The 26,358-nt window shown below is 40.6% G+C and carries 20 protein-coding genes and 1 pseudogene; 9 read left to right on the top strand and 12 right to left on the bottom strand.

Going from position 1 to position 26,358, the window contains the following annotated elements; translation table 11 throughout:
• Positions 1 to 16: 16 nt before the first annotated feature.
• The 8 genes from KQH97_RS02465 to KQH97_RS02430 all read right to left on the bottom strand — a co-directional run bounded on the left by KQH97_RS02465 (position 17) and on the right by KQH97_RS02430 (position 8,613).
• Positions 17 to 1,300: a hypothetical protein gene (locus tag KQH97_RS02465; protein WP_216552510.1), complete on the bottom strand. Its 1,284-nt coding sequence runs from the start codon at positions 1,298 to 1,300 to the stop codon at positions 17 to 19.
• A gap of 2 nt (positions 1,301 to 1,302) precedes the next feature.
• Complete coding sequence (locus KQH97_RS02460; protein ID WP_216552508.1) at positions 1,303 to 2,529, bottom strand: glycosyltransferase; 1,227 nt, start codon at positions 2,527 to 2,529, stop codon at positions 1,303 to 1,305.
• A 195-nt stretch (positions 2,530 to 2,724) separates the two neighbouring features.
• Positions 2,725 to 3,678, bottom strand: coding sequence for a glycosyltransferase (locus KQH97_RS02455; protein ID WP_216552506.1), 954 nt, complete (start codon positions 3,676 to 3,678; stop codon positions 2,725 to 2,727).
• 50 nt (positions 3,679 to 3,728) lie between these two features.
• Positions 3,729 to 4,868 carry a glycosyltransferase family 4 protein gene (locus KQH97_RS02450; RefSeq protein WP_216552504.1) on the bottom strand — a complete coding sequence of 380 codons (1,140 nt, stop codon included), beginning with the start codon at positions 4,866 to 4,868 and terminating at the stop codon, positions 3,729 to 3,731.
• Positions 4,865 to 5,470, bottom strand: a complete 606-nt coding sequence (locus KQH97_RS02445; RefSeq protein WP_216552502.1) for an acetyltransferase — start codon at positions 5,468 to 5,470, stop codon at positions 4,865 to 4,867. Before KQH97_RS02445 ends, KQH97_RS02450 begins: the two co-directional genes overlap by 4 nt.
• Positions 5,470 to 6,084, bottom strand: coding sequence for a sugar transferase (locus KQH97_RS02440; protein WP_216552500.1), 615 nt, complete (start codon positions 6,082 to 6,084; stop codon positions 5,470 to 5,472). Before KQH97_RS02440 ends, KQH97_RS02445 begins: the two co-directional genes overlap by 1 nt.
• A complete protein-coding gene (locus KQH97_RS02435; RefSeq protein WP_216552498.1) occupies positions 6,084 to 7,364 on the bottom strand; it encodes a DegT/DnrJ/EryC1/StrS aminotransferase family protein in 1,281 nt (426 codons plus the stop codon). Before KQH97_RS02435 ends, KQH97_RS02440 begins: the two co-directional genes overlap by 1 nt.
• A gap of 19 nt (positions 7,365 to 7,383) precedes the next feature.
• Positions 7,384 to 8,613, bottom strand: coding sequence for a nucleotide sugar dehydrogenase (locus KQH97_RS02430; RefSeq protein WP_216552496.1), 1,230 nt, complete (start codon positions 8,611 to 8,613; stop codon positions 7,384 to 7,386).
• Between the two features lie 437 nt (positions 8,614 to 9,050).
• On the opposite strand from KQH97_RS02430, the gene KQH97_RS02425 reads away from it, so the two are divergent.
• On the top strand, positions 9,051 to 9,233 hold the full coding sequence (locus KQH97_RS02425; protein ID WP_216552494.1) for a hypothetical protein: 183 nt from the start codon (positions 9,051 to 9,053) through the stop codon (positions 9,231 to 9,233).
• Positions 9,234 to 9,426: 193 nt separating this feature from the next.
• The gene (locus KQH97_RS02420; protein WP_216552492.1) at positions 9,427 to 10,041 is read left to right on the top strand and encodes a sugar O-acetyltransferase; all 615 of its coding nucleotides are present in this window, start codon (positions 9,427 to 9,429) and stop codon (positions 10,039 to 10,041) included.
• A 58-nt stretch (positions 10,042 to 10,099) separates the two neighbouring features.
• Here the strand turns inward: KQH97_RS02420 and KQH97_RS02415 are convergent, their stop codons facing one another.
• A complete protein-coding gene (locus tag KQH97_RS02415) occupies positions 10,100 to 14,257 on the bottom strand; it encodes a C1 family peptidase (RefSeq protein WP_216552489.1) in 4,158 nt (1,385 codons plus the stop codon).
• A gap of 75 nt (positions 14,258 to 14,332) precedes the next feature.
• The gene (locus KQH97_RS02410) at positions 14,333 to 14,797 is read right to left on the bottom strand and encodes a DUF3592 domain-containing protein (RefSeq protein WP_195387804.1); all 465 of its coding nucleotides are present in this window, start codon (positions 14,795 to 14,797) and stop codon (positions 14,333 to 14,335) included.
• Between the two features lie 296 nt (positions 14,798 to 15,093).
• Between KQH97_RS02410 and KQH97_RS02405 the strand changes: the two genes are divergently transcribed.
• The 6 genes and pseudogenes from KQH97_RS02405 to KQH97_RS08820 all read left to right on the top strand — a co-directional run.
• Complete coding sequence (locus KQH97_RS02405; protein WP_046440066.1) at positions 15,094 to 15,678, top strand: TetR/AcrR family transcriptional regulator; 585 nt, start codon at positions 15,094 to 15,096, stop codon at positions 15,676 to 15,678.
• 83 nt (positions 15,679 to 15,761) lie between these two features.
• On the top strand, positions 15,762 to 17,087 hold the full coding sequence (locus KQH97_RS02400) for a hypothetical protein (RefSeq protein ID WP_216552487.1): 1,326 nt from the start codon (positions 15,762 to 15,764) through the stop codon (positions 17,085 to 17,087).
• A 31-nt stretch (positions 17,088 to 17,118) separates the two neighbouring features.
• Positions 17,119 to 17,496, top strand: coding sequence for a pectate lyase-like adhesive domain-containing protein (locus KQH97_RS02395; protein WP_216552485.1), 378 nt, complete (start codon positions 17,119 to 17,121; stop codon positions 17,494 to 17,496).
• Positions 17,497 to 17,653: 157 nt separating this feature from the next.
• Positions 17,654 to 17,842: an alpha/beta-type small acid-soluble spore protein gene (locus tag KQH97_RS02390; protein ID WP_046440070.1), complete on the top strand. Its 189-nt coding sequence runs from the start codon at positions 17,654 to 17,656 to the stop codon at positions 17,840 to 17,842.
• Positions 17,843 to 17,974: 132 nt separating this feature from the next.
• Positions 17,975 to 21,406, top strand: coding sequence for an Ig-like domain-containing protein (locus KQH97_RS02385; protein ID WP_216552483.1), 3,432 nt, complete (start codon positions 17,975 to 17,977; stop codon positions 21,404 to 21,406).
• A gap of 169 nt (positions 21,407 to 21,575) precedes the next feature.
• Positions 21,576 to 22,859 (top strand): annotated as a pseudogene (locus KQH97_RS08820) (leucine-rich repeat domain-containing protein); the annotation flags it as partial.
• Positions 22,860 to 22,990: 131 nt separating this feature from the next.
• Here KQH97_RS08820 and KQH97_RS08595 read toward each other — a convergent pair.
• Positions 22,991 to 23,272, bottom strand: a complete 282-nt coding sequence (locus KQH97_RS08595) for a hypothetical protein (RefSeq protein WP_242843664.1) — start codon at positions 23,270 to 23,272, stop codon at positions 22,991 to 22,993.
• Here KQH97_RS08595 and KQH97_RS08590 point away from each other — a divergent pair.
• Positions 23,157 to 24,659, top strand: coding sequence for a leucine-rich repeat domain-containing protein (locus KQH97_RS08590; protein WP_367576859.1), 1,503 nt, complete (start codon positions 23,157 to 23,159; stop codon positions 24,657 to 24,659). The genes KQH97_RS08595 and KQH97_RS08590 overlap by 116 nt on opposite strands.
• Positions 24,660 to 24,723: 64 nt before the next feature.
• On the opposite strand, the gene KQH97_RS02375 is transcribed toward KQH97_RS08590, so the two are convergent.
• A complete protein-coding gene (locus tag KQH97_RS02375; RefSeq protein WP_038670857.1) occupies positions 24,724 to 26,316 on the bottom strand; it encodes a C39 family peptidase in 1,593 nt (530 codons plus the stop codon).
• Positions 26,317 to 26,358 lie beyond the last annotated feature (42 nt).

Here is a 26,358-nt window from a genome sequence, read left to right as displayed (position 1 = left end):
AATATATCCTCCCGCATTAACTGTACCTTGCAAAATCATCAAGCAGCATTTTCTGAACTTGTTTTCTACTATGATTTCTTTTTCCACACAAATATGCTTTATATGAATAGTCATAAATAATATCTGTGTTAGTGCAAATTTCACTTAAAATCAAATCTAACTCTTTTTCTGATGATACACAAATTCCAGCATTCTCTCTTTTTAGATAAGTGTACCCAGAATGTTGATCCCAACAATACGCCATAACGGCACAACCACTAAAAATACAATCAATGATTTTAGTAGAAAAAGAAAATCTCGTCGCAAGTCTATACTTTACATCACTAGACTCTACATGTAATGCGATATCAGATTGGTGGTATATTTTCATCAATTCTTCCTGAGAAACAGCACCTTTAATTATTGCATTCCGTCCATCATCGAGCAACTTTTTTTGCTTCTTTGTAGGAATATCTTTTGTATAGATTTCAAGGACTACTTTCACGTCATCCTTATTTATTCTGCGAATTGAATCCGCAATCTTTGCTAGCACCTTCCATCTATTACAATAAAATTTACCAGCATAAATCATTTTTATTGGCTGATTAACATTTTTTCTCTCGGCAATAGCACCAAAATCTCCGCATTTTTGCAACAATTTACATTGACAGCCAAAAACCTCTTCATAATACTTTTTTTGTTCCAATGACAAAGTATAATACACCTTATATTCTTTTACGTTTTTCCTGAGCATCTTTCTAACCATAAACCTATTTATCCAAAAAAAAGGAGAAAAAGATAATTGTCTCAATGAATACTCATCATCTCCTGTAAAAGCAAATATAGGGGCTTTAGTTAAACTGCAAACAAGTCTTTCCAATCGAAGCATCTTACAAGTTGCCATTCTCTCTGAAAAAATAACATCTGGCTGAAAGTCACTGATGAATTTTCTTAAAGACTCAATATTATATTTTCCACAAAGCCAAAGAAATTCCCTCACCAACCTTAAAAATCCTCCACTTATGGATTTTAGAAATCGATATAATTTTTGAGGTTCATTTTCAGCGGTATCAGATCGATCTCCGTTGTCAAAGTCTATTTGTTTTACCGTTTTTCCAGCTTTTTCACCTCTCAAAATGCTTTTTAACATCATAGTATCTGTAACTTGAAAATATTTTTCACAACATTTGTTATATGGTGCATCAGGACTTAAATATATATTAGCAAACTCCGCATCCATCCCCTCAAACCAGTTTGTTGTAACATTATTTCCATTTATCCTGTCATTCCAAACTTCATTTGAAAGGACTAGTATCCTCATTATTACACACTCCACTCATTATTCAATAATTTCTCATAAACATCCAAATAAGCTTGAATATTTTTTTCCTTTGAAAACATATTTTCAGCTCGTTGACGAGCTGCCTTTCCAAATGCCATTTGACCATGTTCTTGTATTTTTAAGATTTTTTCACAATAAAGTTTTGGATCATTTTCGTCAACTAAAAAGCCGCAACTACCATCTAGTCCAACTAATTCTGGCGTTGCTGTCCCATTATATGCGACCACGGGTGTTCCGCAAGCCATTGCTTCAGCTGTTGTCTTACCAAAAGTCTCCTGAATTGTAGGATTTACAAAAACATCTGCCATCGAATATAGTTTTGATAAAAGATCAATATCCTTGATTGTTCCTAAATATGTAACATTTGAGTGCTTTATTTGTATTGAAGAATCATCTCCAGCCAATACAATTTTACAATTATCAGGTAATAAATCTGCAAGTTCATGAAAAAGGTTAATGCCTTTTTGAGAATTCCAACTCATTGCAATTCCAAATACGATAAATTTATCATCTAATCCCATAGAATGCTTTAATTCACTGCAATCTCTAGGTCGAAAACATTCTAAATCAATCCAATTGTATATACACTGAATTATACGAGCATCTTTCAAAATCGATTTTTTTGCATCTTTTGTGACCCACTGTGAAACGCCAATGACAGCCAATCTTTCAATAGAACTAAATAACTCCTTTTTATCAGCTAACATTTTTTCAGTTTTATCAAAGAAAAAGCTTGGATTTCCTAATTTCAAAGCAGGACAATCCCCACAATGTTCCTTCCACCGATTACAATTACACTCTATGTAGTAAACACATTTTCCAGTATAAAACCAACTATCGTGCAAAGTTAGTAAAGTCGCAATATTATTTCTTGCTATATATTCCAATAGCATTGATAGATTTATATAATTACTATGAAGATTTCTTAAATGAATCACATCAGGTTGAATTATTTTTATATAATTCAGCAAACCTTGTGTAGCAAAATGTGAGAAATATCCTTGCTTACCTGTAATTCTTGAAAGCAAGGCATGTATCTTCCTATCTATTTTATTTCCAATTTTATATGCATTTTCAGATAAAAGTGCAATATCGGGACAAGCTACATATGATTCAATATTCCTATTGCACATTGCTTCATGTAGTTCTTTAGTAGTACGTCCCGTGCTAAATTTTTCGTACACTGCATTTATTTGCAAAACTCTCATAGTGTTTAAGACCCTTTATCCCTTATAAATAACAAATTTTTGTTTATCCGTAATAACTGCAACATTATCCATAATATCTGATGTCACAACATAGCCTTCACCTATCTTTGTGTTAGCTCTAATCCGTGCAGATATACAAGAAACTCTCCCACTGTCTCCACGGTGATACCACTATAACTTACAGTCATTATTTTATCACCTTAATTTTCCGATTATTCGACCTATGATTCTAGGTGAAAGCCTAAATAACGTAAACATTACCTTATCTTTAGTGCTAACAAACTTGGCTTTTATTACCAAAGGATAATATTTGTTAAATAAATTCAACCAATGTTTCCTATCATTAATATTATTGTCATGCTCCAATGATGACGAAAAACTCAGCATTAATACTAAACAAAATCTATCATACGTTCCTTCCAAAAGAGCCTTTTCATCTCTTTCAGAAAAATACTTGATCCTATCCTCGTAAATACTAACAAATGCAGTGCTTTTATCTTTTTGATTATTACGCATTACACTGTTTTCTGACATAAAATAAAAATACAATGTTTCATCTAATATAGAAAGTTTCTTTGCTCGATCAACAAAAATATAATAAGATGCATCATCCTCGTATATAATGCCCTCACGAAAATGGAAATCACAAAAAATATGAGAACGATAAATTTTTCCCCATACACAAACTTTGTACTTTCTTTCATTTAAAGCCTGAACTTTTGTAATTTCTTTTACATCAGAAGAATCAAAGGCAACTGTTTGAAGTTTTTTATTAGTATCAGATGTGCTTTCCAAATTACATTGTACAATATCATAATTACCTTGTTTTGCTGCAAAATATAAATTTTCTAAATAACTCGGAGATACATAATCATCGCTGTCGGCAAATATGACATAATTTCCACGAATATGGGCAAGACCAGTATTTCTAGCAGCACTAGCACCGCCATTATCACGAGTCACTACGACTATTCTGTCATCATTAGATGCTAGAATTTCACATAAGTTCAGTGAATTATCTGTTGAGCCATCATTTACTAAAATTAATTCAAAATGGGTGTAGGTTTGATTCTGAATACTTTTAACACAACGTTCAATGTACTTTTCGGCATTATAAACCGGAATAATAACACTAATCAAGTCATCCATATACTACACCTCTTTTTTGAATACTAAACTCCTATTAAATCGTCACCATTTTATACAACAACTTTATCAATTAATAACTGCTTTCTTTCCAAAATCTTCTCACACAAAATCTTACTATCAAACTTTTCTCTGGCAAATTGCGCAGCTTTTTTTCCCATAGCATTATAATCAACTTTTCGTACCTGTTCAAGGCTCTCAGTCAACGCATGAACATCTTTTACAGGAACAACTAAAGCCGTTTCATTTTGAATAATAGTATCTATCGGGCCAGGAATATCTGACACAATTGCTGGGGTACCTACAGCGCCAGCCTCAATAACAACATTACCAAATCCCTCTCTGTAACTAGGAAGAACCAAAATATCAATAGCGGCATAATACTCTTCTATATTAGTAACTGCATCATGAAAGCATATTTTTTTATCTTCTTTTGCAGTTGTCAACAACCCCTGATCCAAATCTTCTTCATGCTCAAATCGACCAATCAAAAGAAGATTTGCATCGCTTTTCAAACTAAAAAAAGATTTCAACAATTCATTAATTCCTTTATCCCTAGTTATTCTACCAACAAAGCCATAAATAAAGTCATCTTCTGTATAACCTAATTTTTTTCTAACATCGCTACGCCATTTCTTCCGTTGAGAAAAATCAAATCTTGATAGATCTACTCCACCAGTGCTTCCATTCCAAACAACAGTAACTTTATCACTTGGGAATAAGCCTTCTTTAACACCCAATTTCATGTTAGATTTACTAACACATTCAATTGAAGTTGAATTATTACATGTGATTTTCTCTAATGTTTTTAATACTTTTCTTCCAATTCCATGTGCACCTAAGTAGCGCAGACCCATTAAATGATAATTTCTTATTTTACAACCTGCCCATTTTGCAGCTATCGAAGAATACAAAGCAGCATTGGGTGTAGAATACTGAATAACATCAAATTTTTCACGTCTAAATATAATCTTAAGTTTTTTTATTGCCTTTATAGATCCAAAAACAGAAATACCACGTGGTATATCTACAGGAATGAATTTGACTAAATCACCAAGCTCACTACCTATCATTCCATCATCAGAACATATAACGCTAACATCAAATCCGTTCTTTGCCAAATAATTCAACTGCGGAATAAAAAACGAACGAATAGTACCTGAAATTGTTACCACATAACAAATCTTCTTCACAGCAAACACCTTTTTATTGGTACCCCAACATAAGTACCACTTTCATTCACATCTCTAATAACAACAGCACCTGCACCGATAATACAACCCCCGCAAATACTAACATTATTGCTAACTGTCGCACCTATACCGATCCATGTCTTATTACCAATATCAACCGTACCAGCAACATGAGCACCAACTGATATATGCACATAATCACCAATTATACAATCATGATCGACCGAGGCACAGGTATTTATTATACAGCCTTTTCCTACAACAGCGTCGGCATTGATAACCGCATTTGCCATAACGACAGTTCCGCTCCCTATTTGAGCAGACGGCGATATGACCGCACTTGGATGTATTAAAGTCGGAAAATTTCTGCTAGCCACGCTGTCTTGTATACGACTGCGAATTTCAGCATTGCCTATAGCTACTATGATATCGCCTTCGTACCTATCTATCTCAGAAGAATAACCTACAACTGTATGTTTTCCACACTTTTTCAAAGTTTCGTTATCGTCAAAAAACAAGATGCTATCATAACCATTCAATTCTGCAATATCCGCAACAACTTTGCCATGCCCACTAGCACCGACTATAAGTAATTGTTTCATTAACTTACCTCTTTAGTTCCCATAAATTCTTCCATAGTAGCCGATGTATCAGAACTAATACCGTCCCTTTTTAATACAACTTTAACTGTATCAATTATAACTTTTACATCTGTTATAAACGAAATATTGCGAGTATACCAAACATCCATTTTAAACTTTACTTCCCAAGTAACAGCATTTCTACCGTGTGCCTGGGCATATCCCGTCAAACCAGGTCTAACATCATGACGATGACGCTGTTCTTCGTTGTATCTCGGAAGATACTTCACTAGCAACGGTCTCGGACCCACAATGCTCATATCCCCTATCAAAATATTGATAAGCTCTGGCAATTCGTCAAGCGAAGTACTCCTAAGTATCCTTCCATACTTATTCAAACGCACATCATCAGGCAAAAGCTTTCCGTCCTTGTCCTTGCGATTGTCCATAGTCCGAAACTTTATGAGCTTAAAGATCTTCTCATTCTTACCAGGTCGTGCCTGAGTAAAAAACGGGTTGCCCCTCATAAACACTGCACCAAGAATTATCAATATCACCAACAGCGGAGACAGCACGATAAGTGCCATTAAACTCAAAACAAAGTCAAGTATTCTCTTTATGTATTTCGCATACATTACTCAAAACAACTCCTGATAACCCGAATAATTCTCTCCTGCTGTTCCTCAGTCATCTTATTATCGCTAGGCAGGCAAGCGCCTCTGTCAAAGATATCAGCGCCTACATCTTCTGCACCGCCTGCAATATAAGCATTTGTGCGGCATCTGATACTGCCGTTGCGACCAACGCACTCGTGCATTCTGTACATAGGCTGCATGTGCATTGGCTTCCATATTGGTCTTCCCTCTGCATTTATGCTTGCTATCGCTTCCAAAATTTCAGTAGGACAAGTCTTGCCGGCTTCTTTGATGTACAAAGCCTCGCTGTCATTTCTGACCTGCTTGCACATTGCGTCTTTATCTATGATAAGTGCAGACAGCCAATAATTTGGCTCTGTTCCCTCAACGATAGGATTCATTTTAACGGGAAGCCCTTTAAGACCCTCTTTGTATCTCTCGTATATTGCTTTTTTCTGCGCAATATGCTCCTCAAGATGCGGATACTGACCACGAACGACTCCTGCAATAACATTCGACATACGATAGTTGTACCCGACCTCTTCATGCTGATACCATGCCGCATTCTCACGAGCCTGCGTTGACCACTTACGAGCCCTGTTTGCATCTTCAAGGCTGTTCGTCAGCAAACATCCGCCGCTAGAACCTGTTATTATCTTATTGCCATTGTAGCTTACCGCACTGTAATCGCCAAAACTTCCACACTGTCTGCCGTCAATGGTAGCGCCCATAGCCTCAGCAGCGTCCTCGATCAAAAGCGCACCATGCTTCTCGCATATCTTCTTTATCTCGTCCATTCTTCCAGGAAAACCGTATAACTCAGCACTTACTACCAGCTTGACTTCAGGATACATCTCAAAAGCCTTTTCAAGCGCCACAGGATCCATGTTCCAAGTATCTCTGTCAGTGTCGATAAAAACAGGGATACCGCCCTCGTAAACAACTGGGTTGAGAGTAGCGTCAAAGGTCATGTCGCTGCAAAAAACTCTCCTGCCCTCAAGAGCGCCATGAGATATCGCAGGCTTGCCATAAAGCCTCTCGCCAGCAAGCTTACAGCACAAATGAAGCGCAGCCGTGCAGCATGAAAGGCCAACAGCATACTTGACTTCAGACTTCTCCGCCGCTATCTTCTCGACCTCATTTATATTCTTACCGACTGTAGACATCCAGTTGGTATTATAAGCCTCAGTAACATATTCAAGCTCCTCACCATGCATTGTAGGTGACGCAAGCCATACTTTTTGTTTAAAGGGTTCCTGATCATCTTTGTTATTGTACATAAATCAAGCTCCTAGCTAATTAATCTCTTCCATACAGATCTCTAGTATAGACCTTATCCCTAACATCATCAAGACAGCTGTCATATCTGTTGGCAACAATAGACTGGCTCATTGACTTGAATTTTTCCAAGTCGTTTACCACCTTGCTGCCAAAGAACGTGTCGCCGTCCTCAAGGGTCGGCTCATAAATTATAACCGTAGCGCCCTTTGCCTTGATACGCTTCATAACGCCCTGGATACTGCTCTGACGGAAATTATCTGAGTTGGACTTCATTGTAAGCCTATAAACGCCTATAATAACGTCCTTTTCTCTATCCTTATCCCAATTACTGCTTCCCGTATAATAGCCTGCAAGCTCAAGCACCTTATCCGCAATGAAATCTTTTCTAGTCCTATTGCTTTCAACAATAGCAGACATCATGTTCTGTGGAACATCTTCATAGTTTGCAAGTAGCTGCTTTGTATCCTTTGGCAGACAATATCCACCATAACCAAAGCTTGGATTATTGTAATGATTGCCAATTCTAGGATCAAGACAAACACCATTTATAATATCCTGAGTGTTAAGTCCCTTTACCTCTGCATAAGTATCAAGCTCATTAAAATACGAAACTCTCAACGCAAGATAAGTATTTGCAAACAGCTTAACAGCCTCAGCCTCGGTAAATCCCATAAAGAGCGTGTCAATATCTTCCTTTATCGCACCCTCCTGCAAAAGCTTTGCAAAAAGCTCTGCTTTTTCTCTTGTATCATCATCACAGCTTACGATAATTCTGCTTGGATACAGATTATCATACAAAGCCTTTGACTCACGGAGAAACTCAGGGCTGAAAATTATCTTATCAGTGCTATACTTTTCCCTTACTGACTTTGTGTAGCCAACTGGGATAGTACTTTTTATGACCATGATAGCCTCAGGATTGACTTTCATAACAAGCTCTATAACTGCTTCTACAGCTGAAGTATCAAAGAAATTCTTCTTGCTGTCATAGTTAGTCGGAGCTGCAATTATTACGAATTCTGCATCCTTGTACGCCGTTTCGCCGTCAAGCGTTGCCGTCAGATCAAGCTCTTTTTCAGCAAGATACTTTTCAATATAATCGTCCTGAATAGGAGACTTTTTATTATTGATAAGCTCAACCTTTTCAGGGATAATGTCAACAGCCGTTACATGATTGTGCTGTGCAAGCAATACTGCAAGCGACAATCCAACATAACCTGTTCCTGCTACTGCTATCTTTCTGTTCATTTTCTTAAACTTCCTTATACTTCGAGTTCTTTCACAACTAAAATGCATCAGCAATAAATGTAATATAAACTATACACTCATTCACGTTAATAATTTTATCACAAAATTTTAATGTAGTCAAGTATTCGCCCCATATTTATGTATATTTTTTCAAGAATCGTACATTTTCAGTGTAATATACAATGCTAACCATTTACAAAAAGCTCAGTTTGTGCATTTTTATACTAAGCTGAAAGCTATAATTTTTTTCACTTAAAATTGTTAAATCATGAAACGTTTTGAAAAATATTTTTACCACAAGATTTTTGATCCAGACAAAAGCTGACTTGATTTTTATCTGCATTTTACACGGCTTTTATTGATTATCAGGCAAAACCAGCATATAATCATAATAGTAATTATGGCGAAGTATGAGAAATATGATTGGAGCGGTGTTTATGATAGTAAAAATTTTCTGTGCGGTTTTGGTAGCCCTTGGAGTGAGCGTTGCAATTGTTCTAGGCGGTCTGATAATTTTGGCTTCTTGCGTTAGTGGCAGAAAAAAGCCTGCTGGTGACAATATCGCTGATGACGAGGACACATTTATGTACACAAATTATATGCAGGGATTTTACCTATAACTTTTTCTACCCTGCCAAGCTTTTCATATAGTATAATAAAGTGAAGAGTGCTTTGCCCATAAGCATTCTCCACTTTTTGTATACCATTTTTTATTCTACCACTCGACCCCCAAAAACTATTGACACAGCCCGAAACTTGTGCTATACTCTCAACAAAATCAAATGAAACTACACGCAGAAAGGGCGTTTTATAATGACTGAAAAAGAAAAAATGCTTGCTGGCAAGATATATGACTCCTCCGACAAGGAGCTTGCAGAATTGAGGACAAAGGCTCACAAGCTTTCACAGCAGTACAGCAGTTTGTATGAAGATGATGAGAGAAGAAACGCTATCCTTGATGAGCTTCTGCCCGACCATGGCGAGGTTTTTTTTCTCCAAGGTCCTGTGTATTTTGACTATGGCGTTTTCACAAAGTTCGGCTCAGGCTGCTATGCAAACTTCAATCTGACAGTGCTTGACACCTGCCCTGTGACGATTGGCGACAACGTGTTTTTCGGTCCCAACTGCACCATTGCCACACCTGTTCACCCATTCAGATGGCAGGAGCGTAACATGAAGAAAAAGTCTGACGGCACTGTTTATGATGATGAATACGGCAAGCCTATCACAATACACTCCAACTGCTGGATAGCGAGCAATGTTGTCATCACAGGCGGAGTTACCATAGGCGAGGGCTGTGTTATCGGCGCAGGAAGCGTTGTCACCCGTGACATACCGCCAAATTCTCTTGCGGCAGGAAATCCATGCAGAGTTATCCGTGAGATAACTGAGGAGGATTCTATCAAGTACAAAGCAGAACTTTTCTAAGCATACAAAAACACCCCTGACCAGAAAATGATCAGGGGCATTTTTATCGTCTGTCATATCATTGAGTATAGACCCATTTTTTATCGGACCACGCTCCGTTATAAGTCTTTCCGCCTTTGACAGTGTAGCTTCTTACACGGACGTAATATTTTTGATATCTTGCAAGCCCGGAAACTGTCTTTTTATCGGTGCGGTTGTTTGTTACCTTTATACTTTTTGCTCCCTTAAAGTCGGAACGCTGTGAGTATGATATTTCATATCCCGTGGCAGAGCCTTTCTGTGCATAATCTATAAAGAAGCCTGCATACGTGCCGTAAAGCTTTTGTATCACCTGCTTTGCAGGATAGATAGCAAAGCTTTTGGTGATAACTCCGCCGTAAATTCCCTTGCCTGTGATAGTCACCTTTGCGGTGCCGACCTTTGTGTTTGCAGAATATTTCACAGTATAGTCTGTGCCGTTTTTAAGGGTCTTTGAACCGTATTTTACTGTGATCTTCTGCGTTATCGCCTTGCCGGTAAAGCTTTTTGAAGAAATACCGCTGACCTTTGCGTTTGCAAAATTAGTCTTTGCCGTCACAATGCTTTTAGCGTCTGACCAATTGCCGTAATAGGTCTTTCCACCCTTGACAGTATAAGAGCGAACTCTTACATAATATGTTTTTGAATTCCCTAATCCAAGTACCGTAATCTTATCCGTCTTGTTGTTGGTGGATCTGTAAGTGGAAGCATCTGAAAAATCAGATCTTGTGCCATACTGGACCTCATAGCCTGTTGCAGATCCTTTCTGCACAAAATCCACAAAAAAGCCCTTGTATCTTGTTTCAAGCACCTGTATCTGCTGTTTTGCAGGATTTATAACAAAGGAAACGGTCTGCTTGCCCTTATAGTTTCCGTAAAATTCAACTGTTATCTTGCCCGTGCCAACGTTCACGTTTGAGAAATACATCACCATATAATCAATATAACGCTCTAGGGTCTTATTGCCGTCCTTTATAAGCACATCAGGTGTTATCTCCTTGCCGGTGAACGACAGCGGTGTAGCATAATAAAGCTTTAACTTGGAAGCGTCCTTTGGCTGGATAGTAAAGCTTTTTGCAACAGAGCCTCTGTATTCGCCTTTTCCAACAAAGGTCATTTTTGCAGGTCCTGCGTTACGATTGGTCTTATAATAAACAGTGTAATCCACGCCCTCTTTAAGCTCTTTGCCCTCATAGGTGAGCGTTACGTCAGGCTGTTCAATATTCTTTCCTGTGTATGTGAAGCTGTTCTTGAAGCCTGATATCTCGCAGTCTGCAATGAGCTTGCTGTCAGAATACTCCGCTGTGACAGTCATATCCTTTGTGACGTTTTTATAGTCCTTATCCCAGCCTGTAAAACGCAGACCCTTTATAGCAGGGGCTTTCGGAGCTTTTGCAGACTTACCATATTCCACTGTCTGCTGACTTATCACCTTGCCGTCCTTATCCACAAACGTAACGTTATATGTATAAGGCTTCCATGCGGCATAAAGGGTCTTTGCACCGCCTGAATATGAGATGCTTTCTATTCTTTCACCTGAAAGTTCAGCGTTATCATACCAGCCTGCAAAGTCTGCACCCTCTTTTGTCGGCTCGGAAAGCGTCACGCTTTCGTCTTTGCTGAGGTATTCTGGATTGCCTGTGCTGTTCGTGCCGCCATTTAAAACATAGTCGATAGTGACAAATTTTGCTTCAACAAGCTTTGCCTTTACTGTGCTGTCAGCAGTATAAACTGTGTTCGCATCGACAGCAATGCCGTTCTTGTACCATTTAAGAGCATAACCGCTTTGCACTTTGACAGCAGGATATTTCACCTTGCCGTCCTTATCAGTGCAGGCATAATGCTTGCCGTCAGGGGCTTCAAATGTTATCTTGTGCGAAGCCTGCTCCCCAGGACGAGTTAGCCTTGCTTTGCCGCCTGCCATTGTCCACCTGCCGCTGTCTGTCTGCTTTCCGCCAATGGTATTCAGCGAATAAGCTGCAGAGCTTGTAACGTTAGACAAAGCCGTTTTCTTTACCTTGCTGTCAGAAAAGTTGCCGTTATACCAGCAATCGGCAGATTGCTGTCCATAATAAAAAGCGTCATTATCAATGCTGCCCACCATAGCTTTAGCATTTGAACTGCTTGACTTTGCAAGGTCTGAAGCACACTCTGTCAGGGTCAGACCACCTGCTTTGCCCACGATTCCGCCTGCCGAGCTTGTACCCTTGACAGTTCCGCTGAACGTACAGCGTTGGATAGATACCGCATCAAATTCACCAACGATCCCGCCTGCATACTTACCGCTGACAGTTATTTTCTCAGCGCTGAGATCTCTTATCTGCGCTCTGTCCTCAGCGTAGCCGAACAGACCTGCATAAGAATTGTTTTGGATAACAGCGTTTTTCAGAACGTGTCCGTTGCCGTCAAAATATCCGCAAAAAGGCTTTGAGGCCGTTCCTACTGCCGATATCTTTGCACCACCGAAGTCGATGTCTTTTTCAAGCACAACACGCTTTCCTGCAAAGCTTTCACCGCCTGATACACGCTTTGCGAAGTTTTTCCAATCCGTCGCTGTCTTTATAACAAGGCTTTGTTCCTTTATCTCTTTCGCCTTTGCCTTTATAAGAAGCTTGGCATTGGTGATATCGTTCTTTGAAGCGTTTTCGTCTGCAATAACTTTTTTGCCGTTGTTGACCTCACGCTCATAACCGCTCTGCTTTTCATACTTTGCCACAAGTGTTTCAAGCTCGCTTTTATCAGACTTATCTATATCATCGGTATAGGCAAATATTATAGGCTGACCAGTATAAGCGTCCTTGTCGGTAACGTCCGTCCAACTGTCGCCGTCATTGGAAATATACGCCTGACCAGGCTTCGTGACCCCGTCTGAATAGCCATAAACGGTCACATAGCCTGAGCCGTCATCACCGCTGAATGTCATCACGACAGAATATTTTTCGCCCTCGTCAAGCTCAACATCAGGGATATCCACAGTATAAAAGCCGTCGCTCTGCACCTTTCCGCTGACCTCACATTCAAGTATCCCCACAGGAGTGCTGTCTGAAACAGAAGTGTAGACCTGCACGGTGTAGTCAGACTTTCCGGTGTAGCCAAGATACATAAAGCCCACTTTGTCAAGAAGCTCGTCTTTTTTTGCTGTAAAAACATCAGCACCGCTCATTTTATTTTCATTGCTAACATAAAATATAGAATTATCCTTATTAGCAGGATAATGGTAATTATTATCACAGCTTTCAGTGAGGTCGAACGCCACCCAATCGGTCATTTCTGCCTCTTCATAGGATATCCAGTAATAGCCGTCTGTGCCACTGGATACTCCCCAAGAGCCTTTCACAAGCCATGCCCCGTTTTTCTTTGGCTGATAGCCTGCAAGGAAATTTGACTTGCTGTAATTATCGTCCCAGCCCACTACGCTTACGGCATGATTTATTCCACTATATTTTGTAGTTTCCGGATCGTAATAGCTTTTGTTATCAAAGGTCATATACAGGTCGTCTGCATAATAGCTCACCATTACGCTGCCAAGCTCTTTTATCTTGTTTTTAATGGCGTTTCGTCCGCCTGTGATAGTGGAAGCGTAATTAAGCTGATATTCGCAAACTCCCTTTTTCTCCTCAGATACGATAGTGGCTTCCGTTGCGTCAGACACGAAAGGCTCATATTCATCATAGCAAAGTCCCCTATGGGCCGCCATTGCAAGGGACGAATCCATCCACGTTCCGCCGCAATCCCATATTGACTCGTCAAATCCGCCGTTAGCATATGTAGAAAGGACAAGGCTCGGCACAGAAAACTGCACGTTTTGATTTTCAAGCCCCTTTTGGATAAGATTGCTCTCAGTGCAGGAAAGTGCCGCAAACGCCCAGCAAGTGCCTGTCTGGAACTGGTTTTTGATAGTCGTCAGCGTATTCTTAGATCTGGGGTCATATTTCGCAGGCAGTGAAGCCGTTGCCCTCTGTGCATAAGCTGAAACCCCGTCTTCCGTATCGGTCAGATCCTCATCAGCGATCTCCGATTTTTCCAGACCTTCCTTTTCGTAGCCATAACCATTATCAGTAAAAATTATCCTGCCCATCTTGAATTTCGGGCTGTCATTATCTCCGCCATGCTCCGCATCCGCAAAAGCTGCGCAAGGAAACTGCACTGACAATATCGCCGCCGTCAAAATGGCGGCACATTTATAGATCACCTTCATAAAGATCTCCTTTCTGCTTTTCTGTTATTTAGTTGCACAAAGTTTCTTTTGGTTACTATTTTAATGATTACTTTTTTATCTTCTTCTCCCCACTGAGATAATATTTTTCTTAGTAAGCACAAGTAGCACAATGCCAAGCAAAAGTATCAGCGGCCAAGTAAGATACGGTCTTTTATCATTATCAATATCGGTCACGACCTTATCAGGCTCACCATTTTTGTCAGTGTTGTAATACACGTTCACTTTTTCGTTCTGACTCACATAATATGTGCCTGTGAAGATCTCTCTTGTGTACTCCTTGCCGCCAACATCAAAAGCGACAGTTATGTAATATGTTTCAGCTTTGTTGCTTGCCTTTTTGTTATGTCCCCAAGTTTTCAACTCATGGTCTATCCACTTCACATAGCCTGTGGTTTTCTCAGCACTTGACATGAAAACCCTGTTTGAAACATACTTGCTGAGGTTATAGATAGTAGAGAAACCACCCATAAGAATAAAAACGATACTCAGAGCGATAAGCCCTGCATTTTGCTTTTTCATTTGATATACCCCCTGAGCAGAAATGTTGTGTTAATATGAATTTATTATATCATATGAGAACATGGAAAGTCAATAAGCCTATCCCATCTTTCCATAAGTCTTATGGACATATTTATTAGTACGGTTTTGATCGTTGAGGTAAGCCGCTATTTTCTTTCTGCTGTAAGGACTTTTTTTATAAGATCATGTTGAAACTTTATCTTCTTCATTTTTTGAACAATCCTTGACTTTGTTACAAATCTGTGTTATACTAATCATAAACGAACGGTCGGTACGCATAAAAGGAGCGAAGCAACATGAAAACAACTGAGCAACAGCACAATGAGCGGAAACGTGAACTAATGGAAAAGTGCTTCGAGTGCTATGCGGAAAACGGGCTCACAGGCACAGGAATTAAAGCACTGGCCGATGCGTGCGGATGCACGAAAGCAAATTTGTATTCGTATTTTAAAAACCTTGATGAACTGATCATTGAGTCAACGGCATACTGTATGGAAAAGGTTGAGGACGACTTTATGGAGATGGCACCCACCGACCCCGAGGATGTTGTCCGTTTTGTGAAGGAGGTCCCGTATTGGACAGCAAAAAAGCACGGAAAAAAATATCGCCTGATGTATCAGATATATACGCACCCGAAGTATATCGAGCACGGCAAGAAATTCTTTGAAGGCGTGAACGAACGCTATACCGAGTACGCCAAGCGACTGGAGCCGAAGATAGGCATTCCATATACGGTCATCACGCCGCTGATCTTTATATTCGTCCGCGCCTGCGTTCATTACGCGATGTTTGAGGATGAATATTATCTGAAAACCCAGATGGAGGTCTTAAAACAGGGGGTCGCCCTGTTTGTGGATAAGTACAAAGCAAACCAAGCATAAGCCTATCGACCGCCGCTCATTTACGGCGTGGGCAGCGGTGCAAAGCTCCGCCGTGATAAACAATTCCGAACGGAGGAAAAAAGATGAAAACAGGAAAAAAACTACTCACAGGTACACTTTTGGCGCTTTGCACCGCTCTTTTGGTGCTTTGCAGCGTGCTTGCAATAGGATGGAGCAAGGCAGCAAAAACAGGCGACGCACTGCCGGAGGTACGAAACAACGGCACGGCGATTCAATGGAAATACAGCGACGAAGCCGACTGGCACGACCTTGTGGCGCTTACCGAGCTGCGGGGCGCTGCCGGAGAAAACGGAAAGAACGGCACAGACGGTAAAGACGGCTCTAATGGTGCCGACGGTAAGAACGGAATAAACGGCACAAACGGAAAAGACGGCATTAACGGAGTTGACGGTAAAGACGGAGCCGATGGAAAAAACGGCAAGGATGGAATTGACGGTGCCAACGGCAAAGACGGTATCAACGGCACTGACGGCATTAACGCCAAAAGCATAGAGGTGCAGCGAGCTGAAACCCACATACAGTGGCGTTACGAGGGCGATGAATGGCAGGACCTTGTGGCGATAGCCGACATCACAGGTCCCACCGGGCAGAAAGGTGCAGACGGAGCAAACGGAAAGACACCGGAGTTCCGTGTAAGCGAAAACACCCTGCAGTGGCGCTATGTCGGCGATAAAATATGGCTGAACCTGTACGATCTTTCGGTTTTGAAAGGTCTTGACGGCAAGGACGGAGCCGACGGCAAGGATGGAACAAACGGACAAAACGGCTCCGATGGTGCGGACGGCAACACCCCCTTCATTGGTGAAAACGGCAACTGGTGGATCGGAGAAACCGATACGGGCGTAAAGGCTGCCGGAACAGACGGTACTGACGGCATCGACGGCGAAAAAGGTGACAAAGGCGAAAAGGGTGACAAGGGCGATAAGGGAGATAAAGGCGACAAGGGCGATGCCGGTCAGAACGGCAGCTGTTCGGGGTATTTTCACGCCTCAAACGGCGGCACCGGCGCTTCATTCAATCAGCCGCTTCAGTTGTTTGAAGATTGCAATTCCGGAGGACTTTTTGTATGGGATCGAGCCAATAGAACCGTAACGCTGAAAGCCGGACATACATACAGTATTTCATTCAGCGGTTCGGTCTGCATTTCTCACGACATGGGTGGATGGTACTCGGTAGTATTGAAAGGCAGACAAGGCATTCTTAATGATACATTGATCGAAAGGTATATGAACGATGCAGATAATTCACGAGTGTGGATGCCGTTTGCATTCAACCGCATCTACAATGCCGGCAGTGATATTGTGCTGCAATATGAATTTATCCAGTTGACCCCCGGCACACAGCTGAACGGTGCTGTCTATAATATTACAATCATTGCTCTTGATTGAGCCGACATATACAAAACGGAGGTAGCAAGAAATGAAAAAACGAATACTCAGTATCATGCTCACCCTTTGTATGGTTCTTTGCCTTGTGTCGACAAGTGTATTTGCCGAGGATAATATGGCAGCGAGTGGGACGGCGGAAGTTTCCACAGCGGCGGAACTGGTTTCAGCAATCAGAGAAGCTTCATACGGAACAGTCAAACTGACGTCAGACATTACCATTTACACCACATTAGTGGTCAACCGCACCGTCACCCTTGATCTCAACGGTTATATGCTGAAATACGGCAGCAGCAGTGCAGGGCATGTAATCACTGTGTCCAGTGGTATTTTGACAATTGAAAACAGCGACTATACAAAATCACACAATTTCCAAAAGAAGTATAATTTATATGTAAATGATTTTTTTTGAATTTTGCTCCGTTTAAAATCATACTAATTTTAGCTTTTAATTTTTTTCATTCCAAAAACCGCCCCATTTCGTTCTATAAATTACCTCTTATAATCAAATCATGCAGACATATAATATTATTGCAAACCCGAAAAACAAATGAAAAGGAGATACGAAAATGAAAGGTATCACAACTCAGGAAGGCAGAGAAACACTCAACAAGTTCAAGATGGAAGCAGCTAACGAAGTTGGCGTAAACCTCAAGCAGGGCTACAACGGCGATCTTACAGCTCGTGAGGTCGGCTCTGTAGGCGGTCAGATGGTCAAGAAGATGATCGACGCTTACAAGACAACAGGCAACAAGTAATTTCTCCTAAAAGTCCTAAAAACTCCGCCGTGGCATTCGCTGTGGCGGAGCTTTTTACTTGAAATCAGGCAAAAAAAGTAGTATAATATACACATAGGGGCGGGGTAAAGATCATAGTAAAGAGGGATAAATATGTTGACTAAAAAGATCGCCGCCGGACTTACAGCTTTTGTTATAACAGCTTCTGCCGCACTGCTTCCGCTTCCAGAAAGCATTAACGGCATATTGGGGAACACCGCTATATCAGCTCAGGCTTATTCTGCAAACGGCGCCGTAAAAATGCCGTCAGATTTTCTGACTTTTAACAGCTCCGATCAGGTTTTCGTAAACGTGGTTTCTGCCACTAAAAACGGACTATACTATTATACTGTGGAAAACTACAAGAAGCTAATTAAATTCTATAGCTTTTCCAACAACTCCGTGAGAACTGTAGCAACGCTTGGTGACATTATAAATGTATATGCAAATAACTCCAAGATCTATTATATCGAAAGAGATACCAGCACATACAATTCCAGCGTGAAGGGTTCGTCATATTCTTATTACATAAAGACCTTTGACACCGATACGGAAAAGGTGACCAAAAGCGTTAATGTAAGCAAGTATACGCCCAATGGTATTTTAAATTACCCAAACTGTTTTGGCGTTGACGATAACGGCAGGATATATTACTATGTAACAGACAGCAGCGGTGCTGAAAAAGGCGATAATCTATTTCTGCTGGACTCAAACGGAAATAAGCTGTCCTCCTGCAGCACCGAAGTTGCCATAACAAAATTCTCAGGCTTTGACAGCACAAACGGAAACTTCTATTTTGAAAGAAACGCTGATTACGTTTATTGGGGCTATACTCACAAAATGAACGCCCTTGGCTTTGGAAACATTTCAAATAACAAAATAACCGTGTCTGATAAATCTATCGACTATTTCTATCAGAAATATTACGATTATCATTATGACAACGCACAAATGCTTGGCAACGGCAAGCTTGCGTGGACTTCTTCTGCAAGCGGCACTGTAAACATCGTGGAATCTGCCAAATTTCATACATCAACAGATGATACATTATCTCTCTTTGGAAGCGTTTCAAGAGCGGAACATGAAAACAAAAATGATCTATATAACAGCGTTGGAACAAGAACTGTATACAACGGCGAAAATGACAGCACTATCATGTATGTAAACAACAACACTCTTATGGAGTTCAACAATGATTTCAAGCAGGTGGCTTCATATAAAACAGCTTATCCTGTTTTCGCTTTGTATTATACGAACGGCACTGTGACAGCCATAGAGCGTGATACTGACGGCAATTTCTACTCAGAGAATATTGCTTGGAAAATGCCTAGCAGTGTTACGATTTCAAATTCTTCTGCCACGCTCAAAACGGGCGACAGCCTTAACCTTTCTGCAAAGAGTAATTCCGATATAGACTACGGCTTCACATGGTCAAGCAGTGATAATTCTGTGGCTTCTGTTACAAAAGACGGCAAGGTGTACGGAAACAAGGCAGGCGTATGCACAATAACCGCCACCACCGACAACAGTGTGAAAGCAAGCTGTACAGTGACAGTTACGCCTATGGATAGCGACACAAAAGGCTCTGCCACTATACTCAGCGGACGTGCAACAGACAATGCTTCAGATAACCATTACAACACATGGTCATCGGTCACAAACTCTTATCTTGTACAAAACAGCGACGAAACGCTCACAAGGCTTGAAAACACATCAAGCGGCATTGTGGTAGAAAACTACTCCGCAGACGGCAAAAAGCTTATCTCACAACGCACCATATCAAAAGGGCTTAACATATTCGGTGGCTTCTATTCGGGAAAAGACTATAACTATCTTGTGTTCGGTCAGAACAACACTTCCGAAAGCGACAGCAAGGAAGTTGTGAGAGTAGTCAAATACACCAAAAGCTGGAGCAAAGTAAATTCTTGCAGCATTTCAGGAGTCAACACAACAAAGCCGTTCTCGGCAGGCTCACTGAGAATGGAAGAAGCGAGTGGAAAGCTTTATGTTTACACCTGCCATGAGATGTATGCTGACAGCGACGGCATAAATCATCAGGCAAATATGCTTTTCACCATTGACGAATCCTCCATGTCACTGACCGACTCAATGTATGACGTTTCAAATCTTACAGACGGCTATGTTAGCCACTCATTCAACCAATTTATCAAAGCTGACGAAAGCGGAAAATACATCTACAGAGTTGACCACTCAGAATCAAGCAACTACACAATGAACGGCTCTTACCTTTCTGTAAACGGTATTACTCTCACAAAATATAAGGCTGACGGAAAATCAACAGCCGTGAACGTTTCTATCCCTGTTAAGTTCGATATGAACAAAAGCAACTACACGGGCGCTTCAATAGGCGGTTTTGAGCTTTGCAGCGGAAACTGTCTGATAGCCTATGCAAAAGACGTTTCAAGCAATTGTAAGACAAGAAATGTTTACATAAGCGTCACAGACGAGCTTTTCAACGGCACACAGAACATTGCCCTCACAAACTACGGCACATCAAGTAAAGTGACCTGCCGCACCCCTCAGCTTATAAAGATAAATGACAATCTGTTCCTTGTTATGTGGGAAGAATACAACAGTTCCACAGGCAAGACCGCCACAAAGACAATGACAGTTGACTCAAACGGCAAAACTGTTACCAAAGCCATTTCTCACTCCTTCGGACTTTCAGATTGTCAACCTGTTGTATGCAGTGACGGCATGGTAAAATGGTATGTCACAAATAATTCAGCACCGACCCTTTACAAACTCTCACCATTTGCGCTGGACGATTATCATGAACACAGCTATACAAAAACAGTTCACAGCAATGCCACCTGCACCACCGCAGGCACAGTAAAATACACCTGTTCATGCGGTGACTCCTACACCGAAACTATCCCAGCCACAGGTCACAAGTCAAGCGGTTGGATAGTCGACAAGGCGGCTTCTATCGGAGTTAAAGGCTCAAAACACAAGGAATGTACAGTCTGCAAGAAAGTTCTTGAAACGGCTGAAATTCCTGCACTTTCAAGAATTAGCATTTCAAAGGCAAGCGTGACACTTTCCACTTCGACCTACGCTTATGACGGCAAGGCAAAGAAGCCTGGTGTAACGGTCAAGCTAAACGGCAAAACTTTGAAGAATGGTACAGATTACAGCGTGACCTATTCAAACAACACAAAAGTCGGCACGGCAAAGGTCACTATCAAAGGCAAGGGCAATTACTCAGGCACTGTCACAAAGACGTTCAAGATAAATCCTGCCAAGCAGGAGATACAGAAGCTCACGGCTAAGAGCAAGGCTTTCTTTGTGGACTGGGCACAGAAAGGCTCTGCTACTGGATATGAGATTCAGTACGCTACCAACTCTAAGTTTACAAGTGCAAAGAAAGTCACAATAACAAATAAAAAGACCGACAAGACCACTGTTTCAAAGCTTTCGGGCAAAAAGAAATACTATGTTCGTGTTCGCTCGTATACTACTGTAAAGGGTACGAAGTACTACGGTGCTTGGTCAGCTTCAAAGAGTGTTACTACAAAGAAGTAATTACATATGAAAACAGCGTACCGCAGGAAACCCTGCGATACGCTGTTTTTGTTCACTAACTTTATAATTCGCTTAGATTACATTTCCAATATTGACATTTATTGCAGAAAGTGTTATCATGATGTTATAATCTTTTTCAAAAAAATAAAATACGTGGGAGTGATTATGTATGAAAAAAATTTTAGCTTGTGTTGCTGCCTTTGCAATCACTTTTAGTAGCACTGTTTTGCCTATTGCAGAACAAGCCACGGAAATCGGAGTTGTCATATCAGCTAGTGCAGACACCTATGGTGATTTCCAGTATAGTGTTTTGAATGACGGTACCATAGCGATTACCAAATATACAGGAAAAACCGAAAATCTGACTATCCCTGCATATATAAATGGTAAACAGGTAACAAGTATAGGCAATCGTGCTTTTTATTCAAATAGGAAGCTAGAAAGTATTAAGATCCCAAACGGAGTAAAAAAAATCGAAAACAACGCATTTGAAAATTGTGATATACTCAAAAATGTGACCTTACCAAATGGTCTAACAAGTATCGGGACTTATGCTTTCCATGGTTGCACCTGCCTCGAAAGCATAGATATACCACAAAGTGTTGTAATTATAGGAGCGTCTGCTTTTGAAGATTGTAATACTCTTAAAAAAATAGATATAAAAAATGGTGTTAAGAGTATCGGAAAAAATGCATTCTCGGCAACAAGCATCAAAAACCTAACACTACCTGACACTATCACTTGTGTTGAGGATAACACATTTACAAGATGCTTGTATCTTGAAAATATAACTATCCCAGACGGGGTCACAAGCATTGGAGATCTCGCATTTTCTGAATGCCCCGCATTAAAAAGTATAATAATACCTGATAGTGTTACAAGTTTAGGAAAATCCATGTTCTTTTACTGTACAAGTCTCAGTGATATTACCCTGTCAGCAAACCTTACAACTATTCCAGAAGAAGCATTTTTTTCTTGTACAAATCTCGATAATGTTATTATTCCAAATGGAGTTGTCAGAATTGAAAAATCTGCATTTTCAAGCTGTTCAGGTATGAAAAAAATCGATATTCCAGACAGTGTTGAAACTATTGGAGAAAAAGCATTTTCTGATTGTTCAGCACTTACTAATGTTGTTATTCCTGATAGCATCACAAGCATTGAAAAGTACGCTTTCCTAAATTGTTATGCTCTCAGAGATATCAAATTATCATCAAATATTGATAACATTCCAGAACAATCCTTTCTTTGCTGTAAAAGTCTTGAAAGCATAACTATTCCCGAAAACGTCAAAACTATCGAAAATGAAGCTTTTAAGGGCTGTGAGAATCTCTCGGCTATAACAATGTCTAACGGATTAAACAGCATTGAATACAAATCATTTTCAGGCTGTAAAAAACTCACAAATATTTTTATTCCTGATAGTGTTTCAAACATTACATATAATGCTTTCGAAGGATGCACCGCTCTTGCAGATATATCTGTCAGCAATGATAACACTTCATTTTCTTCAGATGAAGGAGTATTGTTTAATAAAGACAAAACTGCTTTGTTGATATATCCACTTGGTCTTAAGCAATCATCCTATACAATTCCTGGAAGCGTCACAAGTATTGGAAATGGGGCTTTTGAAAACTGTGATAGTCTAACAGATATAATTATTCCTGATAGTGTCACATATATTGGAACATCATCATTTTCTGGCTGTACAAATTTAACACATATAAAAATGCCAACAAATATTGACAACATTCCTTCCTCTGCTTTTGCTCGTTGTAAAAGTCTTGTCAGCATAGACATACCAGAGAGCGTAAAGTACATTGGAAGTGCTACATTTTCCGAATGTTCAAGTTTAACTACGGTCACAATCCCCAAAAGCACTGAATACATAGAGATTGATACATTTTATTTTTGTGACAGCCTTATCAGCATAAATGTCGATCCTGATAATCAAAAATATTGTTCTAAAGACGGTGTTTGGTTTGACAAAGCAATGACGCAATTAATGCAATATCCTGCTAATTCAAGCAGATCCGATTATACAATTCCCGATACTATTAACACGATCGCATACAGATCTTTCTTTAATTGTAAGACATTAAAGAATATCACGATTCCGAAAAGTGTAAACAGCATTGGCATGTTTGCATTTTATGACTGCACTAATTTGAAAAATGTTTACTATAAAGGTTCAAAAGCCGATTGGGAGAAAATAAATATACTTGATTTCAATGAGTGTTTAACAAACTCAACAAGATATTATAACTATGACCCAAACCACAAACACAGCTATACAAATAGGATCACAAAGCAGCCTACCTGCACAGTAAGTGGTACAAGAACATACACCTGCTCATGCGGTGACAGCTACACTGAAACTATCCCAGCCACAGGCCACAAGTCAAGCGGCTGGATAGTCGACAAGGCGGCTTCTATCGGAGTTAAAGGCTCAAAGCACAGAGAGTGTACTGTTTGCAAAAAGGTGCTTGAAACTGCCGAGATCCCTGCACTTTCAAGAATTAGCATTTCAAAGGCAAGCGTGACACTTTCAACTTCGACCTACGCATATGATGGCAAGGCAAAGAAGCCTGGTGTAACGGTCAAGCTAAACGGCAAAACTTTGAAGAATAGTACAGATTACACAGTTTCCTATTCAAACAACACCAAGGTCGGAACAGCTACTGTAAAGATCACGGGCAAGGGCAACTACACAGGTTCTGTTTCAAAGACCTTCAAAATCAAAAATAACTTCAAGAAAGCCACAGTTTCGGGCATTTCAAATAAGTCATACACGGGCAAGAATATTACACAGAGCATTACTGTTAAATACAACGGCAAAACGCTGAAAAATGGCACTGACTATACAGTTTCCTATTCAAGCAACAAGAAAATAGGTACTGCCACAGTAAAAATTGCAGGAAAAGGCTCTTACACAGGCACTATCACAAAGACGTTCAAGATAAATCCTGCCAAGCAAGAGATACAGAAGCTCACAGCTAAGAGCAAGGCTTTCTTTGTGGATTGGGCGCAGAAAGGCTCTGCTTCTGGATATGAAATTCAGTATGCTACAAACTCTAAGTTTACAAGTGCAAAGAAAGTTACTATAACAAGCAACAAGACAGACAAGACCACTGTTTCAAAGCTTTCGGGCAAAAAGAAGTACTATGTTCGTGTTCGCTCGTATACTACTGTAAAGGGTACGAAATACTACGGCGCTTGGTCGGCTTCAAAGAGTGTTACTACAAAGAAGTAATTACATATGAAAACAGCGTACCGCAGGAAACCCTGCGATACGCTGTTTTGCTCAATATACAAAATTATTTCTTATAGATCACAACGCTCTGTCTGCCCAAAATGTTATAACTGCTCTGGAAATTCGAGTACGAGAAGCGTCTGTTCTTTGTGCCTGTAAGCACATCGCCGAAGATAAAATCTCCGCTGACATCATCATAGCCTGTTATAACAAGGCAGTGCTGCGGCGCATACCACAAGAAGCTGTAACTGCCTGAGCCCGGTTGGGTGTATCTCTGTCCCCTTGTAAGCTTCCAATTTTGCAGAAGATACATAGGCTTGCCGTTTGTCGCCATCCACACTATAACAGGGTGACCCTTGTCTATCTCGGTCTTTATCTGCTCTGGGGTAAGTCCGCCAGCTGACTTTGTGCTTCCAAGGTCGAGCTTGCTGGTGCTTATCTTTTCTTTGTTGACGTTTTTGCCTGTGATATAATCGGTGTAAAGCTCTATCTGATAGTTATTCTGCAAATGCCTGTCTTTCAGAAACTTATTTGCCGTCTGCGCAATAACAGGCGCATAAACTCCGGGTCCTGTGTAAGTATAAGGCGAGCCTGCATAAGCATAGTTAGGGTCTACAGTTCCAACTGCGCCGTGTGGGATATAGGCGTTTGAAACATAATTCTTATTCGTTGAAAAGCCTATGTAGTTTAAAACTGTGGCAAGAGAAGTCGCCTCACAGCCCATTGGCATTGGCGAGCCGCCCACATATCCGTTCTGATTTATACAAGCCACCACAAGATTATTGTAACGCTGAACATAAGAAGCATTTATCCAGCCATGCTTGCCTGTCTTTGGCATTTTAACGTCGATACGCCCATTCTGTACTGCGCCGAACTGCGAAAGCACAGTGTTTGCAGGGATACTGCCGATAACAACATTATCGTTCTTTGAACGATACACCGTCACATATCTTGTGGTCTTGACAGTTTTATTTGTGTAAGACTTCTTTTCGCTGCTGAATGAGCCGCTGTAAGTCACGCCGTTGAATATCCTATATGCTCTGACTTTAAATCTATACTGCTTTGCGCTTTCAAGCCTGTCGATAGTGAACTCAGTTTTTGTGGTATCTGCCAAATGCACCCACTTGCCGTTTGAATACATATAAACATTATAGCCTGTGGCTTTTGACACCTTTGACCAGCGCAGTTTCAGAGAATTTTTTGAAGTGATAGTGGAGTCCATTTTCACCGCCGACGGCAATGTGCAGGTAGTGAACTGCTGTGACAAATCAGAAAACACTCTTTCATCATTGACAGTTTTAAAAGCCCTTACCTTGTACATATACTTGGTAGCAGAAGACTTTTTGCTGTATGTATACTTAGTATCAGCTGTTTCACCTATTTTCACGAACTCCCCCGAACGCCAATAATACACCTCATAGCCCTCTGCGCCGTCAACAGCCGTCCAAGCGAAGGTGTTTGAGGACGAAGTATTGTTCACAGACTTAAGACCGATCGGTGCTTGGAGCGAAACCTCCTCCGTATCGTCAGCCGAGCTGTCCTTAGCACTGAAAGTTACGATTTCCGCAGTTTCCTCGCTGTCAGAAAAAGCGGTCTGCGCAAACCCCGTTGACATAAGCGACAGCGCAGCCACAAAAGCGATAATTTTCTTCATCATTACTGTTTCCCCCTATATATTGAGTTTTCATTTATTAGTATA

This window comes from Ruminococcus sp. MSJ-25 (assembly GCF_018917825.1).
Classification (GTDB): domain Bacteria; phylum Bacillota; class Clostridia; order Oscillospirales; family Ruminococcaceae; genus Hominimerdicola; species Hominimerdicola aceti.
Note: the sequence above shows the minus strand (reverse complement) of the source record. Positions and strands in the feature narration are given on the sequence as shown.